We start from the raw sequence: 16,346 nt of genomic DNA, 5'->3' as shown, positions 1-16,346 counted from the left end.
ATTATAGGAATGAAATAATTTATGTTTCAGTTATAGATGATGTATAATTTTTTAATTAATTGATAATCAATTATTTGCAATCTAATTTTGATTGAAATTGTTCATTGATTGCCGTTAGCTGAAATCTTATTTATACAATAGATTCACTAATTTTACTACTATTATAATGTTCAATGATACATTCAAATATTTTATAAAAATAGGTATGCTTGTTTAAGCTTTTAGCACAAAACAATTTTCTTTTAACCTATTCAATAATCCATGCAGTATGTTTTGGGCATTTGCAATTTGAAAAGTACTTGAACTTAGTTGATAATTATAGCATTAAGTAAGATATGAATGCCAAAAATAAAGGGGCTGTTTCCAGTAGCGCTAAAATCTATTGGGAAAATTTATTGTCAGACGACATAAAATTGCTTGACTTGCCCAATAGAAATTTAAAAGTAAACGATACCGCTTCAAAAGGGGTTTTGTTGCGTACTTATTTTTCTGAACAGTTGTCTGGTTATTTGAAATCAAATACTTCTTCCCCTAATGAAATAACGACTTTTGCAATTTCTGCATTAGCTGTACTCTTTCATAGGTATACAAATCAGAACGATATTGCTTTTGGACTATTGTTAGATCAAAATCTATCTTTATTTAGAAATACCATTGAGGCTGAATTTAACTTTAATAGGGTAAATAAAGACACTACTGAAAGGTTATCGCTAAATCAAGAAAATTTTTATCCTTCTGAAGAGCTATTGGCAGATTTTAATTTAATCAATACCAATGGTCACAATGCACTACAAGATGTCGTGCTTTCCATTAACGCTATAAAAACTGATGATACTTCTGTCTCTAATGATATTGATACATTCAATGAGATTAAAAGGATAAGTGAAGTCCATGTCAAATCTAATTTGGAAATTAATCTTGAGATTAATGCTGATACTATTAGGTTAGATGTCGTATATAATGATGCGGTATTTGAAAATAGTTTTATTGAACAGTTTATGATGCATTATATGAGCATCATTTCTCCATTAATGAAAAATTCAACTTCTGAAATAGGAAGTATAGATTTTCTTCTAGAAAAGGAGCGTGATATATTATTAAATGAATTCAATACACCTACCGTAGACTATCCAACGGATAAAACCGTGGTTGATTTGTTTAAGGAGCAAGCTCTAAAAACTCCAGATCGTATAGCTGTAGCCTTTGAGGAGCATACATTAACGTACAGGGAGTTAGATGAGCTGTCCAATCAATTTGCAAATTATTTAATTCAAAAGAAAGGGGTTAAACCAAGGGACCTGGCATGTTTGATTCTAGATAGGAGTGAATGGCTAATTATTGGTATGATGGGGATTATGAAAACTGGTGCCGCATACGTGCCTGTTGACCCAAACTACCCGGAAAAACGCAAAGAATATATTAAAAACGATAGCAATTGCAATATAACGGTAGATGCCGCAGCAATTGAAGAGTTCAAGGCAACTAAGGCTAGTTTTACAACTGCCCCATTAACAGGTGTAGTGCTATTGCCTAACGACTTGATTTATATCATTTACACTTCAGGAACTACAGGTAACCCTAAAGGTGTCATGTTAGAACATAGAAATATCGTTAGTTTATTTGTTAACGATGATCCTTTCTATGATTTTAATGAGAACGATGTTTGGACCATGTTCCATTCGTACTGTTTTGATTTTTCTGTTTGGGAGATTTACGGAGCGTTGTTGTTTGGGGGTAAATTGATAATTCCTTCCAGTGAAGTGATTAAGGATCCTTTTGAATTTATGTCCTTGCTCATAAAAGAAAAGGTGACCATTCTGAACCAAACACCATCATCATTTTTAAATATCATGGGTAGCTTACCTTCAGGTGATATCGATCTGAAATTGCGATACGTCATTTTTGGTGGTGAGGCATTGTTTCCAAAATATTTAGAAAAATGGTACCGTAAATTTCCGGGTATTCAATTCGTAAACGGCTATGGTATTACCGAAACTACCATATTTACAACATTTAAAATCATTGATGATGAGGATGTAAGAACCAATGTTTCCAATATTGGTAATTGTGTGTCATCGTTAACTTCACATGTGGTGAATACCAAAAACCAGTTACAACCTGTAGGGGTTATAGGTGAACTGTGCATTTCAGGTCATGGATTGGCAAGAGGTTATTTGAATAGACCGGAATTGACCAGTGAAAAGTTTATTGCGAATCCGTTTGAACCTGGGCAAAAAATGTATCGCTCAGGAGATTTGGTAAGAAGACTTTCAAATGGTACTCTAGAATATATTGGCAGAATTGACCATCAAGTTAAAATTCGCGGACACCGTATAGAATTGGGGGAAATAGAATCTACCATAAATGCTTTAGATGGTATTGCACGTACTGTAGTGTTGCCAAATACAAATGAGGAAGGTGAAACCAGATTGGTAGCATATATGCAGGCTGTTGGTGAGAAACCTGAAATGACCGGTATTAGACTAGCGCTTATCAATAAGTTGCCAGAATTTATGGTCCCCACTTTTTTAATGTGGGTAGATGAGTTTTCTACAAACTCCAATGGGAAAATTGATAAGGAAAAGCTACCGGCTCCTGGGTATCTTAGGTCAAATTCAGATGTGATCTTTAAAAAACCACGTACCAAGGTAGAGAAGAGTATAGCTGCTATTTGGGAAAAGGAATTAAAACTTTCGGGTATTGGTGTTGATGATAACTTTTTTGAAATGGGCGGTACCTCGCTTATGGCACAAAAAGTCGTAAATGCCATTATGAAAACCCTGAATAAGAGAATTCCGGTAACCAAGCTCTATCAACATACGACCATTGCAGCACTTGTGAATTTTATAGAGGGCGACAAAGAACCAGCTATATTATCCAATAAGCGAAAAGAGAAAAATAATGCTTCATCTAACGATGTTGCCGTTATTGGTATGACGGGCAGATTTCCTGGTGCCAAGAATATTGATGAATTTTGGGAGGTCTTAAAAAATGGAAAGGAAACTATTTCATTTTTCACCAAAGAAGAATTGGATCAAAGTATTCCTGAAACCTTAAGAAATGATAGCTTGTACGTAGCTGCAAGAGGTGTAGTGCCTTCTGTTAAAATGTTCGATGCACGTTTCTTTGGCTTAACGCCTAAACATGCGGCCGCCATGGATCCTCAGCAACGTTTGTTTTTAGAGCTTGCATGGGAAGCACTTGAAGAGTCTGGTCATCTTCCGGAACATTATAACGGTAGGGTTGGGGTCTATGCCGGTACGGGTACCAATACGTATTATAAAAAGAACATTTTACCGAACCATGAATTGATAGAGTCCGTTGGTCAGCTACAACTGGATACGGTAAATGAAAAGGACTATATATCATCAAGAACGGCTTATCATTTAGATCTAAAAGGTCCGGCGGTAAGTGTACAATCCGCATGCTCCACATCTTTGCTGGCTATTGCCGAAGCGGTCGAAGCTATTAGAAATGGACATTGTGAGGTTGCTCTCGCTGGGGGCTCCAGTATAACGGCACCAATTAATAGTGGCCATTTGTATCAAGAAGGATCAATGCTCAGTACTGACGGTCATTGTAGGCCATTTGATTCTCAAGCAAAAGGAACCGTGTTCAGCGATGGTGCAGGAGTGGTTGTTTTAAAGGACTTGGAGGAAGCTAAAAAGGATGGGGATTTTATATATGGAGTGATTAAGGGTGTAGGTATTAACAATGATGGCGGTGGCAAGGGTAGCTTTACGGCTCCTAGCGCAGAAGGGCAGGCCAACGCTATTAGGAGCGCTATTAATGATGCCGGTATTTCACCTGCAACCATTAGCTATGTAGAGGCTCATGGTACGGCCACGCCTTTAGGAGATCCTATTGAGATGGACGGACTCAATCTTGCCTTTGGAGAGCAACCCAAGAAAAACTATTGTGGACTAGGTTCGGTAAAAAGTAATATGGGCCACCTTACCGCTGCGGCAGGTGTAACTGGTTTGATTAAAACGATATTGGCCTTTAACCATAAACAAATACCACCTTCTTTAGGGTATGAAAAACCTAACCCGGTAATAGATTTTGATAATAGTCCGTTTTATGTAAACAATACTTTGGCTTCATGGGACGTAGAAGGCCCTAGAAGAGCCGGGGTAAGTTCTTTTGGCGTTGGCGGAACCAATGTACACGTGGTATTAGAAGAATATGAGATGAAGGTAAAAGAGCCTGTGGAACAAAGACCGGTACAGCTTTTACCTATTTCCGCAAAAACGAATACAAGTTTAGAGGGTTATGAAAGTGCCTTGAAAGCTCATTTTGATGCTGGTGAAGAGGAGAATTTAGCAGATGTGGCTTATACGTTGAGTACTACTAAAACTAGTTTTGGTACTAGAAGGTTTATATTGGCATCGAACACTAAAGAGGCTTCAGATGTACTGTTTGATAAAGATAATAAAACAGCACAATCGTCAGTAGTTAGGGCAGTTCCTAATGAAGTGGCGTTCTTATTTCCAGGGCAAGGTTCCCAGTTTTTGAACATGGGCAAGGAGTTGTATAGTAGCGAAGGTGTATTTAAAGATGCTGTGGATAATTGTGCCAACTTGTTGCTGGACACCCTAAAGTTGGATATCAGAAAAATAATTTTCCCGGAATCTTTAAACGAGGAAGCGGAAAATAAGCTTCGCGATACACGGTTTACACAACCGGCGTTGTTTACCATAGAATATGCATTATCTCAATTATGGATCAGTTGGGGAATTCAACCAACCGTAATTTGCGGTCATAGTTTAGGGGAGTTTGTTGGAGCTCATCTGGCTGGCGTTTTTAGCTTGGAAGATGCATTAAAACTAGTTTCCATGAGGGGTATTTTGGTAAGTACACTTCCTAAGGGTAGTATGCTCACCGTTCGTATAGATGAAGAATCGCTCCATAAAATATTGCCAAAAACCTTATCTGTAGCCGCTGTTAATTCCCATAAACTTTGTGTAGTTTCTGGTGAGGATGGTGAAATTAAAAAATTTGCAGAGGTACTTAAGGAAGAAAACCTGCCTTATAAATTAATTGCTACAAGCCATGCTTTTCATTCCGCAATGATGAACCCTATTTTAGAGGAGTTCGGCGCTATTGTTGAAAATATCGATTTAAAGATTCCACAGATACCCATAGTATCTACGGTAACAGGTACTTGGCTGACCAATGAGGAGGCCCTGGATCCCATATATTGGACCAATCATTTACGCGATACCGTAAAATTTTCTAATGCTATGGACACCCTGGTGAAATTAGAAGATGTGGTATTGTTAGAAGTAGGTCCGGGTAATACTCTTACTACGCTAAGTCGTCAGAACAAAGAAGCAAGAAAAATTAAGTCTATAGCTTCATTACCGGTGCCTAAAACCAATGAAAGTAATTACCACGGTATACTTAATGCCTTAGGACAATTATGGTTAACTGGTATAACCATAGATTGGACTAGTTTTTATGACAAACAGGGCAGACATAGATTAAGATTGCCTACCTATGTGTTTGACCGAAAACCATGTTGGATAGACCCTATTGTCACTCAATCAAAAATTGAAAGAACTAGTGTTCATACCAACCCAACAATACAAAGCTTAACAGAAAAACCAAAAAGCGTTACACCAATGAGAAACGTGACCATTTTAAATAAAATTTCGGAGTTAGTTTCAAACAATTATGGTATTGAAATTGAAGCCAATGACAAAAATCTAAGCTTTTTAGAACTAGGGTTAGATTCCCTTATCCTTACTCAAATGGCTATTACTTGTAAGAGAGAATTTAAAATTCCAATTACATTTAGACAGCTTAATGAGGATATTAATACACCAGAACTTTTAGCAAGCTATTTAGATGCTAATTTACCTGAAGAAGTTCTAAAACCACAACCACAAGTGGTTCAACAGCCTACAGTTGCAGTACATCAGGTTCAAGAAAATAACGCAGCCCAATATGCTACTGCTGCTGGTAACCAAACGGCTATTGGTCTAATTGGGGAGCAACTTCAACTGCTTAGCAAGCAATTACAGCTTTTACAAGGTGGTTCGGTAGCTACTGTACAACCAAGTGTTGTGCCAAGTGCTCCTCAACAACCAGAAAAGGTCAATGGCGCAAGTAGTACGGATATACGTACGGAACAGGAAAAACAAGAACATAAAAAACCGTTTGGAGCTTCACCAAGAATAGAAAAGCAAATAACCGGTTTAGATCAAGCTCAGTCTCAATACTTAAATGAATTGACTGCTAGATATAACAAGAAAACCATTGGCAGTAAAAATTATGCTCAGAATCACAGGGCAAAAATGGCAGATCCAAGAGTGGTGTCGGGTTTTAAACCGTTGACCAAAGATTTGGTATATCCCATAGTGATCGGTAAATCTCAGGGAAATAGACTTTGGGACCTAGACGGCAACCGGTATATAGATGCTTTGAACGGGTTTGGTTCGTGTTTCTTTGGGTACCAGCCAGATTTTATTAAAGAGGCAATGCACAAACAAGTGGATCTAGGATATGAGGTTGGGCCGCAACATCCGTTGGCTGGTGAAGTGTGTGATTTACTTTTAGAGTTTACAGGTCATGACAGGGCTGCTTTATGTAATACAGGGTCAGAAGCTGTATTGGGTGCCATGAGGATTGCACGTACCGTAACCGGGCGTTCGCTTATTATTGCTTTTACGGGGTCTTACCACGGAATTAATGATGAGGGTATCGTAAGGGGAACCCAGAAAAAGAAAACTTTTCCGGCTGCAGCAGGAATATTGCCAGAAGCGGTTCAAAATATGTTGATTCTTGATTACGGTACTGAGGAAAGCTTGCAGATTATTAAAGATAGAGCACATGAAGTGGCGGCCGTTCTTGTAGAACCGGTACAGAGCCGTAGACCGGAATTTCAACCCATAGAATTTATAAAGCAAGTAAGGGAGATAACTGCAGCCGAAGAAATACCATTTATTTTTGATGAGGTTATTACCGGTTTTAGAATGCATCCGGGTGGTGCCCAGGCCCTTTTTGATGTTAAGGCGGATATTGCAACCTATGGTAAGGTCATAGGTGGTGGTGTATCCATCGGTGCTATATTGGGTAAAAAAGAATATATGGATGCACTTGATGGTGGCTTTTGGCAGTATGGAGATGATTCTTACCCAGAAGTTGGGGTTACTTATTTTGCCGGTACTTTTGTTCGCCATCCTTTGGCATTAGCCTCTGCGAAGGCGGCTTTGCTCCATATGAAAGAACAAGGACCAAGTTTGCAGGCAAATGTTTCTGCCATGACAGAACAAATGGTGGTTAGTTTAAATGAAAATTTTGCTAAAAACGGCCTGCCATTAGAGATCAATTATTTTGGGTCTTTATGGAGGATAAAGTTTAAGAAAGAAATTCCGTATTCAGAATTACTGTTTGTAATTATGCGCGAGAAAGGGATACATATTTGGGATGGCTTCCCTTGTTTTTTAACAACGGCATATACCAATGAGGATGTGGACTTTTTGAAGAAAACACTTTTAGACGCCATTGATGAATTGGTAACTGTTGGGATATTAAAAAAGGAAACCAATGGGCATGCCGTTACAATGCAAAATTCTTTTGAGAGGTTGAACACGCCACCTGTGCCAGGTGCTCGTTTAGGTAGAGATGAGAATGGGCAGCCAGCATGGTACGTAGCAGATGCCACAAAAGAAAATGGCTATTTGAAAATTGATATTTAGAGATATAGAATGGTTTGGGAATATTGTTTACCTGTTTAGATGACACATCTTTTATGTACTAGCTTAACACCTATTGACAATGAAATTTTCTTTGCGCAGGCACAAGAGAAGTTTTCTGAAGAATTTGTGCTTAAATATTCGAAATATAAAAGATGGCAAGATGCTAAGTCTACTATTTTAGGCAGACTGTTGTTGGCATATGGTTTGCAAAAATTCTATAGCATTAATGCCGATGATATTGCCATTGAATATTCTAAAGATAAAAGACCTTTTTTAGAAAATTCTGAGGTTCAGTTTAACATTTCCCATTCAAATGATTTTATAGTTTGTGCATTTACGTCTCATGGAGGTATAGGTGTAGATGTAGAGAAAATAAGTAATGTAGATATAAATGATTTTAGATTACAATTCTCAAAATCGGAATATGACAATATGGTTGGTTCTTTACATGTGCAAGAAAAGTTTTTTGAATTTTGGACACAGAAGGAAGCAGTTTTAAAAGCTTATGGAACCGGTTTGAATGTAGCTTTGGATTCTATTGAAATTATTGACGGATCATCTACAATAGGTGAAGAAGTATTTTACTTAGAAGAAATTGATCTTACTGCAGAATATAAATGCCATATTGCTACACAGCATTTAAATGAATTTTCCAGTACGGAGATTACTCATGTAAGCCCAGAAAAAATAGCGGATTTTATGGGTTCCAATTTATTCAAAACTATTCGGTGAATTGTTGTAAGACCATGTAAATACGATAAAGTGCCTAATTACTTTTAAAATTTTCTGCTAACAATGGGTAAAATGCCCTGTTATCTTAATTACGACGATTATATAAACTAGGATGTCGGAATTAATGTCGTTCAATTTTCTCTTTCAATTAATTTTGATGTTCACCATTTACAGTAACTATAAGCTGCAAACAATTAATTTATGAAAACTAGTATTTCCCCAATTAACTTTCACAACACTAAATCTTATTTGCTGAAAATTTCAATGTTGCTTGTTGTGGCATTGCAATTGACATCATGTGGTAGCGCTAAAAAATCATCTTATTTCAATGAAGTAGGTAATAATACATTTGCATCATATTATGAGCCCTTAGAGCCCATTTTGCAAAAGAATGATTTGTTGAGTATCAATATTACCAGTTTAAATGCTGAGGTTACCGAGATGTTCAATATTGCCAATAACGTAGGCGGTATACAAACTCCTGGTTATTTGATCGATCAAGATGGATTTATAAGATTCCCGGTTTTGGGTAAAATAGCGGTAGCCGGTCTTACAAAGAAAGAACTGAGAGAATACATAAGAGAAGAGTTGATATCTAAAAGATTGTTGATGGAGCCAATAGTTGATATACGATTTATGAACTTTAAAGTTTCTGTTTTAGGAGAAGTAAATCAACCTGCGGTTTTTACCATACCAAATGAAAAAGTTACACTTCTAGAAGCTTTGGGTATGGCGGGCGATATGACTATTTATGCCCAAAGAAATAATGTGTTATTAATAAGTGAGGAAGACGGTATTAAAAGTACTAGAAGAATAGATCTTACTTCAGATGAATTATTTACTTCACCAAACTATTACCTACAACCAAATGATATTGTTTACGTACAACCAAATGATAGAAAGGTTAGAAATACTTCTAATGCTACGCAATGGTTCTCGGTAATATTAGGTTCGTTGTCATTGGCGGTAATTTCTATTGCCAGCTTTTAATCAATCCATACAATTAAAAAATTCTTAAGCTAAGGACTGTTCATAGTCAGGCTTATTTATCCCGATAAATTGAATACAATGACTGAAAAGGAATATTTTGACTCAAGGCTATCTTCTTCTGATAATGAAGAAAATTTTGATGTAAAGGCATTGTTGTGCAAATACCTGAAATCATGGAAACTATTTCTATTGTTTCTTCTGATTTTTATTGGCTTGACAGCTCTTGCCCTGCAGTTCATAAACACCTCATATGAGGTTTCAAGTAAGATCTTATTGAAAAATGAAACATCTAATATAGATGCCTCTGGTAATAACATGGTCAGCAATAATCCGTTTAGTAACTCAGAGCGGGTTAACAATGAAATTGAGGTGTTGACTTCTGTGCATTTAATGCGTTCTGTTTTAGATAGTTTGTCCTTGCAATGTAAAGTTAGTACTCCAGAGACTTTTTCTGAAACGGAATTGTATGGTTCAGAGTTGCCATTTAAAATTGTTGTAGACACCTTATATCCATCGGCTTATGATACTTCTATTAAAATCAAGTTAGAAGGAAAAGATAGTTTTAGTATATCGCAAGATTTTGAAGGTGACTTAGATGCAGCAAGTTCTATTAGCTCAAGTTATGGCTACAATAGATATAATTATGGTTATAAGATTGAAAAACCGTATGGAACTTTTAAGATTGTGCCCAATGAAAAGTCCAACGTAAAGAGTACTGAATTTTTACTGGAATTTAGGGATATAGATGAAATGGCACATGATTATGTGAAAAAAGCATTGAGTGTGTATGTAATCAATAAAGATGCTTCTGTTATCAACATTGTTTTAAAAGAGCAAAATCCTCAGAAAGGCGAGGATATCATAAATACATTGGTTGAGATATATGGTATAAAGGCATATCAAGAGAAAAATGCCATGGCTTTAAATAACGTAAAGTTTATTGATGAGCGTTTAAATGCATTATCTGTAGAGCTTAATGAGGTAGAAAAAAATGTTGCCCAGTTCAAAACAGAAAATGAACTGGCTAATGTAGAGTTCGATGCAAATTCATTTTCTGAGCAAGAAATAGATTATAGTAGAAAACTGACCGAAGCTGAAATAGAACTAAAAGTTTTAAGTGCTATAGACCGTAATTTAAGAAATGGGGATAATGAATCTACTTTAAATTCTTTAAGTGTATCAAGCCCTAATCTGGTGTATTTAATAGATAATTATAATAGATTACAGATAGAGCGCAAAAGTCTGCAAAGAACGGTTCCTGAGAACAACCCGCGTATGATCGATATTAGGGATCAGTTACAGCAGCTGAAAGGAAATATTCTTGGTAGCCTTTCTACATCTAGGCAAAGTTTAAGAAGTACTATAGGTAGTATTAGAAGTAGGTCCAATCAATTTGCAGCCAAAAAGCAAAGAATACCATCTATGCAAAGGCAATTATTGGAAATTAGTAGAGAGCAGGGTATTAAAGAAAACTTGTTTTTGTACTTATTACAAAAGAGGGAAGAGGCGGCTTTAATGGTTGGTGTTAGGCAAGATAACTTTACCGTAATCGATAAGGCTATTACTGATTTTGAGTCAAAATCTCCCAGTAAAAAACTTTTCATGTTGGTATCCCTGTTATTGGGTCTTGCCGTTCCTGTAGGTATTGTTCATTTAAAGGATGGATTAAATACTAAAGTTGCCGATAAGAAAGATGTTCAGAAAAGAATTAGTGTGCCTTTAATAGGTGAAATAACACATAATGCATTAGGTAAGAATCTTATTGAAAAGGGAGAGGAGAGTAGTAGATTGGCTCAAGATTTTAGAATGATGCGTATGAATATGAGTTTTCATCTACCTAAAAAGAAGATGCAAACTATTTTGGTTACTTCTGCCCAAGAAGGGGAGGGAAAAACTTTCTTTTCTTCAAATATTGGGGTGGCACTGGCTTCTTCAAACTCTAAAGTCGTGATTTTAGAACTAGATAAGCACAATCCAGAATTAATGGGGACATTGGGAGCTGTTAATTCAGAAATTGGTATTTCAAATTACCTGTCACCAGGTACACGTACTATTTCTATCAACGACTTGTTGGTGCCGGTAAATAACAATGACAATTTGTTTGCCATAGGGTTGGGTTCCGAAAAAGTAGACGGATTGGAATCTTTTAATTCGGTGCAAATGGTTCAGTTTATGGAGCAGTTAAGAAATGACTTCGATTATATTGTCATAGACTCCGCCCCAATTGGCACACTGGCAGATACGCTTGCCCTTTCTAAATATTCGGATTGTTGTGTTTTTATGGTACGTGAGAATTACACCCATTTAGATGATCTGGCAATCTTGGAAGAAGCTAAGCGTAATAAGAAGTTTAAAAATCCAATGGTTGTTTTTAACGATGTAGGTTTTATTAAATAGTTTCATCTATAAGTATTTGCACAAGACAAAACGGAAATGAATATATATTACATTGTAGTTTTACTTTTCTTATTGTTTTCTTCTAAAGCCAATTTTTTAGTTGGTTATAATTCGGCTTGGTTCGGGCTTGAGGTATTTATGATCATCGTTGCGTTTCGATTGAAGAAGGTTAAAAAGCGCGATATTCAGTATTTCTTGACTTGCCTGGCAGTGTACTTTCTATATATCACCGTTCGATTCAAACTGAATAAACTACCTGCGGATTATTTTACAAGCGATGTATTCTATTTTTTCAAATTTGCATTTACGGCCTATTTGTTTTGTGTGATACTACGAGAAAAGGCTTTGTATTATTTGGTAAAGGTAATTTCGCATTTAGCCATAGTCTCCCTGGTGTTTTATAGTATTCAATTGTTTCAAAATGGCGCAATTGTAAAGGCAATAGGTACTACATTCGAAAGTTTAACGGTAGATGACGGCTCTTTTAGATATACCAATTTTGTGTTTTTCACTTTTGATGATATCCATTACTATAGAAATTCCGGATTTTGTTGGGAGCCTGGCGCTTTTGGTTCGTTTTTGACATTGGCATTAATGTTCAATTTTTTAATCAATGATTTTAAACTGAACAAAGAGGCATTGATAATTACTTTAACCATTTTAACAACGGTATCTACCACGGCATATTTAGGTGCGTTTATATTGTATTTTCTTCGGTATCGTGTATTGAGCAGGGGCAGTAAGATTACCATCATAATTTTTGCGGTCATATTTGCATTGGCCATACCCAACGTACCTTTTTTAGGGGAGAAGGTGGTTGAGATTTATGAGCAAGATATACGTGATTTAAAAGAGCTGGAGCAATTATCGGTGTATTATGAAGATGTGGAAAGGCAAATACCCTTAAACCGTTTTGCAAGTGTAATTTTTCTTTACGAACAGTTTAACTGGAAACTTTTTTTAGGGGTCAGTAATCAATATGATGAGTACTATATTAATGAGTTTAATGTTAATATTTCTAACGGTATTATGGACTTTGTAACTAAGTTCGGTTTGGTTGGACTTATGGTTTTACTCTATAGATATGGTAAGTTATGCTGGGGGTATTTAAGAAAAACCGAATACGTATGTTATTCCATATTAATTTTACTGATATTAAGCTTTGGTGAACCCATACTAATGCTACCTATTTGTGTCATATTTATATTTTTGCCCACATTTAAAAAACAAGATTTTACAGCTTTGTCATTTGATTATAGGTCAAAGTACCTACCATTAAAAAGACCTAACACAATATAATGATCAAAAGGTTTAACTCCATTAAGGTAATCATACAGTCTTATTTTCAAGGAAATTCTAGGACTAATCTGTTGATTAAGAATGTTTTTTTTTCATTGATTTTAAGAGGCTTGGGTACGGCTATAAACTTTTTGTTTGTTCCTTTGGTTATAAATTTTGTCAACGCTGAACGATACGGTATTTGGTTAACGCTTAGTTCTGTGTTAACATGGTTTACCTTGTTGGATATTGGCTTTGGTAACGGTCTACGCAATAAATTTTCAGAAGCCGTAGCTCTGGATGATATCAAAGAGCAGCGAAAATTGGTTCATACCACTGCAGCCGTATTAATATTGATCTCTACCATCATATTTATCTTAAATGTCATATTTACAGATCAGTTAAAATGGGATGAATTTTTAGGAGTAGATGCATCTTACCGTTCAGAACTGCAACAGTTGGTTTTTCTTTTGATATCCTTTTTTAGCTTACAGTTTATTTTTCAAATATATAATCCTATCCAATTTGCCCTGCAAAAGCCTGCAATGATTGCGAGAACTATCTTATTGGGCAATGTGCTTGGCTTAATTGGTATTCTGTATTTAAGGGAATTTTCTGAGCCTTCTTTATTTAATTTAGGTTTTGTGGTCATGGGTAGTAATGTACTTTCTATATTTCTCTTTACCGCATATTTCTTTGTAGTACAAAGACCGGATTTAATACAGAAAATAGAAAAGCCTACGGTAGATACCTTAGGGTCTATCTTTTCTCTAGGAATCAAATTTTTCTTTTTGAACATTGCCTATATGGTGCAGTTTCAAACCAGTAATTTTTTGATCAGTAAATACTTTAGACCAGAAAAGGTAACCGAGTTCAATATTGCTTTTAAGCTGTTTAGCGTTGCTTCTTTAATATTTGGTATCATATTGAGTCCGGTGTGGAGTTCTGTTACCAATGCCCAGGTAAACAATGATTACACGTGGATTACAAAATTGATAAAAAAGCTATTGCTCATTTGGAGCGTAATTGCCGTAGGATGTATCATTGGATTATTATTGGCGCCTACCATCTATAACTTATGGATCGGTGATATTATAACCATACCGTTTATAACCTCATTGGGTGTTGTTCTAATAGTGCTGTCAAATTGCTTTTCAGAAATATTTATAAGTGTGTTGAACGGCATGGGTAAGGTCAATTTACAATTCTATATTTCCATTTTTGTAATCCTATTTTTTGTACCAATAGCTTATTTCCTATCGGTAGAAATGGGTTATGGAATTTTTGGTATCTGTATGGCAATTGTGGTAACTAATGTCAATGGGTTAATTGTTGCACCGTACCAAGTGTATGTAGAAATGAGAAAAAACAGAAAGTTATCAGCTTAACAGTTGAAAAAGTTTAGAGATGATGTCAACTAAAGAAAAGAAATTAATAACGGTTTTACTTACGTGCCATAATCGTAAGATGAAAACGTATAGCTGTTTAGAGGCGCTTTTAAACTGTGATTTAGATGATGATAGTTACTATTTAAAAATCTACTTGGTAGATGATGGTAGTACAGATGGTACTACGGAATACCTTCAGGGTAATTTCAAAAACCTTCATATCATACAGGGATCAGGTAGTTTATTTTGGGCAGGTGGCATGCGTACGGCTTGGAAAGCGGCTCGTGATAATGACAGGCATTCAGATTATTATTTACTCTTAAATGATGATACCATTGTTTTTAAGGATACACTGACCAGGCTGTTAAGTGACTTAGAAGAGGTAAACGAACCTAAAAGTATCATCGTGGGGCCTACCTTAGATCCAGATACTAAGAAGGTTTCTTATGGCGGACATAAAATTTTAAACAAACTATCATTTAAGAGTAAAATGGTATTGCCTAATGATAAATTTCCGCAGAAGTGCGAAATGGGCAATGCCAATATCATGCTGGTACCTCATGAAGTCTACGAAGTTATCGGTTCTTTAACGGAAACCTATACGCACGGTATTGCAGATTTTGATTACACCTTAAAAGCTTTGGACAACGGTATTTTCACCTATGTTGCCAGTGCTTATTGTGGTTATTGTAAAAATGATCATGGGGTAAATTGGTTAAGTCAAAAAAGTAATTTAAAACAAAGAATAGCATATTTATATAGCCCTACAGGCTTATCGTATAAAGAATATTTAAAGTTTATTAAGGTGCATTTTCCGTTTCACCTACCACAGGCATTCTTACTGTTGTGGGGTAAAACCTTATTTCCCATCATTTGGCAATTGTTTAAAAATGAAGACTATTTAAAATGAAAACAGCAACAGCACAAGCACCGGTACTATTTATCATTTTTAATAGACCAGAACAGGCGAAAAGGGTTTTTGAAATGATACGGAAAGCCCAGCCAGCAAAACTCTATGTTGCGGCAGATGGTCCACGTAGAAACGGTAAGGATGATCAAAAATGCAAAGAAACTAGGGCAATTGTAGATTTAGTAGATTGGGATTGTGAAGTTAAAACGCTGTTCAGGGAAGAAAATGTAGGTTGTGGATTAGGACCTAAAACTGCTATAGATTGGTTTTTTGAAAATGAGGAAGAAGGCATTATTCTAGAAGATGATTGTTTGCCGTCTTTGAGTTTTTTCAAGTTTTGTTCAGAATTATTGGAAAGATATAGAGACAATAACCAGATTATGCATATTGGGGGCTCTAACTTTCAGAATGGGTATATCTCAGATTCAGATTATTCGTATTACTTCTCTTATTTTAGTCATGAGTGGGGTTGGGCAAGTTGGCGAAGAGCCTGGAAAAACTATGATTATGAATGTTCAAGCTTTCCAGAACTTAAAAAGAAAGGCTATTTTGACAATTACTTTTCAAACATCATCGAAAGGAAATATCGACTTAGTAAAATAGAAAAAACGATCAATGCTAAAGAAGTCTCTTGGTGGGACTATCAGTGGGACTATACAAAACTGGTCAACTCTGGCTTGTCAATAATACCAAACCAAAATATGATCAAAAATGTTGGGTTTGGTGAAGATGCTACACATACCGTTAGTGCCAATGATGCTAGGCAATATAATGAAGCACAGGAAATAGATTTTCCGTTAGCGCATCCTAAGTTTATTATTAGGGATATAAAGGCAGATAGAAGGTATTTTAAATATTTTTTTAAAGACACTATAGTACGCAGAAAAATACTGGGCTTTCTAAGAATTCCCGGGTATGCTACTGAAGGGTAATGTAGTGGTATTTTCC

The 16,346-nt window shown here is 36.0% G+C and carries 8 protein-coding genes; all 8 read left to right on the top strand.

Going from position 1 to position 16,346, the window contains the following annotated elements; genetic code table 11:
- The first annotated feature begins 335 nt into the window (after positions 1–335).
- Positions 336–7,703, top strand: a complete 7,368-nt coding sequence (locus VBZ51_RS03880) for an amino acid adenylation domain-containing protein (RefSeq protein ID WP_416576118.1) — start codon at positions 336–338, stop codon at positions 7,701–7,703.
- A gap of 39 nt (positions 7,704–7,742) precedes the next feature.
- Positions 7,743–8,435, top strand: coding sequence for a 4'-phosphopantetheinyl transferase family protein (locus tag VBZ51_RS03875; protein WP_416576117.1), 693 nt, complete (start codon positions 7,743–7,745; stop codon positions 8,433–8,435).
- A 201-nt stretch (positions 8,436–8,636) separates the two neighbouring features.
- A complete protein-coding gene (locus tag VBZ51_RS03870) occupies positions 8,637–9,425 on the top strand; it encodes a polysaccharide biosynthesis/export family protein (RefSeq protein ID WP_083365600.1) in 789 nt (262 codons plus the stop codon).
- Positions 9,426–9,503: 78 nt separating this feature from the next.
- Positions 9,504–11,822: a GumC family protein gene (locus VBZ51_RS03865; protein WP_416576116.1), complete on the top strand. Its 2,319-nt coding sequence runs from the start codon at positions 9,504–9,506 to the stop codon at positions 11,820–11,822.
- Between the two features lie 36 nt (positions 11,823–11,858).
- Entirely contained in the window at positions 11,859–13,121 is a 1,263-nt protein-coding gene (locus VBZ51_RS03860) for a hypothetical protein (RefSeq protein ID WP_416576115.1), read from the top strand.
- The gene (locus VBZ51_RS03855; RefSeq protein WP_416576114.1) at positions 13,121–14,488 is read left to right on the top strand and encodes a lipopolysaccharide biosynthesis protein; all 1,368 of its coding nucleotides are present in this window, start codon (positions 13,121–13,123) and stop codon (positions 14,486–14,488) included. Before VBZ51_RS03860 ends, VBZ51_RS03855 begins: the two co-directional genes overlap by 1 nt.
- 19 nt (positions 14,489–14,507) lie before the next feature.
- On the top strand, positions 14,508–15,398 hold the full coding sequence (locus VBZ51_RS03850) for a glycosyltransferase family 2 protein (protein ID WP_099190060.1): 891 nt from the start codon (positions 14,508–14,510) through the stop codon (positions 15,396–15,398).
- The gene (locus tag VBZ51_RS03845; protein ID WP_416576113.1) at positions 15,395–16,330 is read left to right on the top strand and encodes a nucleotide-diphospho-sugar transferase; all 936 of its coding nucleotides are present in this window, start codon (positions 15,395–15,397) and stop codon (positions 16,328–16,330) included. The genes VBZ51_RS03850 and VBZ51_RS03845 overlap by 4 nt, the downstream gene beginning before the upstream one ends.
- The last annotated feature ends 16 nt before the right edge of the window (positions 16,331–16,346 follow it).

Origin of the sequence: Maribacter sp. HS (assembly GCF_048059195.1) — a bacterium.
In the GTDB taxonomy this organism is placed as follows: domain Bacteria; phylum Bacteroidota; class Bacteroidia; order Flavobacteriales; family Flavobacteriaceae; genus Maribacter; species Maribacter dokdonensis.
This window is presented reverse-complemented; position numbering and strand designations above follow the sequence as displayed.